General features: G+C 63.9%; 1 protein-coding gene. It reads left to right on the top strand.

The annotated features are described in order from the left end of the window. Positions 1-2,194, top strand: a 2,194-nt coding sequence (locus ABX749_RS30445) for a hypothetical protein (RefSeq protein WP_372899346.1), incomplete at both ends; no start/stop codon positions are given.

Genomic DNA, 2,194 nt, shown 5'->3' with positions numbered 1-2,194 from the left:
GGAGCGGCCGAATCGCTCAGCGAAGTCTCCGCGTCCGCAATCGACTTTTCCGCCACCGCGCCGACCGAAACGTTGGCCGCTGCCGCATTCCGCGACGTCCAGTCCACGGGCGTCGCCGGCGTGACCGTCGGCAGCGAATGGTCCGGCAGTTCGATCATCGCCGGCTACGCCAACCAAGGGGCCCAGGCGATCGAGCAATATTGTTTTCCGGCCGGAACCGAAATCCTCCTCGCCGACGGCCGCACCAAGCCGATCGAAGCCATTGCCCCCGGCGACCTCGTCGCCTCCCGCCCCCAACCAGATCATTCACACCAAAGTCATCCTCCCGCGCACGCGAAGGTCTCCCATCAAAGTCACCCTCCCGTGCACAGGAGGGTCGAGCGAAGCGAGGGGAGGGTCTCCCACGCTCGCCTCTCCACCGCACCCGGCACAGTCACCGAAACCTACCACAACGCCCCGCAACAACTGCTGCACGTCCACATCGGCGACACGAAACTCGCCACGACCGCCGGCCACCCCTTCTACGTCATCAACCGCCCCACCGCGTCCCCGCAGTCCCGCGCAACAACTTGGAACCTGAAACCTGAAACTTGCAACTCCCGCGCAACAACTTGGAACCTGAAACCTGAAACTTGCAACTCCCAATCAGCAACTTGGAACCTGAAACCTGAAACTTGCAACTCCCCCGCAGCAACTTGGAAACTCGCCGCCGACCTCACCCCCGGCGACCAACTCACCACCGCAGACAACGTTTCCCTCACCATCACCGCGATCACACGCGCTGCGTCCCCGCCCGTTCCCGTTTTCAACTTTTGTGTCGCCGAGCATCACAACTACCACGTCCGCTTGCCCGGCACCGACCATTTTGTGCTCGTCCACAACGAATCCTTCGGCACGTTCACCTACGGATTAGAACCGGTCCCGGAAGCCCAACAGGCGTTTAGCAACAGTGCCCTTGGGGAGTTGATGGAGTATGCGAGCGGACTGTTCGACGCCGCCTACGACGCCGCTTCACCGTACTTGTCGCAGCTGGACAGTGCCGTTTCGTCGATTCAGGTCTCGTCGCCTCAGTGGTTAAGCTCGCTCGGCGGATCGTTGCTGTCGTTCGCGTCCGATGTCGGGGCGAGCGCCAGCGGCGTGGCCAGCGCGGTCGGAACACAGCTCGCCGACGCGACCAATCACTTGTTGATCGACGTTGGTAACCTGGCGATTCAAAACGGACTGTTTCAGATCGGTGGCGCGCTGACGTATGCCGGTCAAACGAACGCCGTCGCAGCCACGCTCAGCAACATCGACGTCGAAGTGGTTGTGGCGACCGGCGCGTTGGTGGTCGGTTCGGCGGCGGCGTTGATCGCCAGTGGCGGGACGGCATTGCCGCTGGTCGCGGGCATGTGGGCCGGAGCGATCGATGTCTATATCCAAGGCGAACTGAGTGGTCAGGGGGCCGGATTCGCCGAGATCGCACTCGGGGCGACGTTCGGTTGGCTCGATCCGATCGGAGCGGTGGGAGGCCTCGCCGGCGGCGTGATCGGTTACGCAGGCGCCGATGCGCTCGGACTGTCGGGCGCGGAAGGCTACATGCTCGGCAGCCTGATCGGCGGGATCGCGGGGACCGGAGTCGCGGCGACCGGTCGCGGCGGGTCGATCCTGTATGCCGCCCGAGCGATGGCGCAGGACGCCGGCGGCGCGGGGATCGGATTTGCCTATGGACAGCTGACCGGGCAAGACTTCAGCACCAGTCTGCAGTACGCGTTCTACGGTCAGATGATCGGCGGCACGATCGGGGCGTTGACGGTCAAGTGTTTCGTCGCCGGCACGCCGGTGCACATCCCCTCGAGCGACCCCGACCAGACATCGGCCACCATACCGATCGAACAGCTGCGTGTCGGCCAGCGGGTGTTGGGCGAGAACCCGCTGATCGAACGCGACGATGCGTGTTTGTTAGAACCCGACTGGTCCCAGTACGTCGCGGTGACCGCCAAAGTCTTCAAACGCGACGGAGACGTGTTGGAGCTGACGACGCTCAAGCCCGATATCTGGCTGAAGCGGAACAACGTCCGCGTCGGCAAGCGCACCTTGATGGACATCCCGGTCGCCGATGCGCACAACGAAGCCCTGATCACGGCGATCAACCCCAACCCCGACATCCAACCCGGCCCCGGCCGAGTCATCCTCTCCACCTTCCGCCACACCG

The organism is Stieleria sp. (genome assembly GCF_041595215.1).
Lineage (GTDB): Bacteria > Planctomycetota > Planctomycetia > Pirellulales > Pirellulaceae > Stieleria > Stieleria magnilauensis.
The sequence above is the reverse complement of the archived record's forward strand: the minus strand, read 5'-3'. Positions and strand labels throughout refer to the sequence as shown.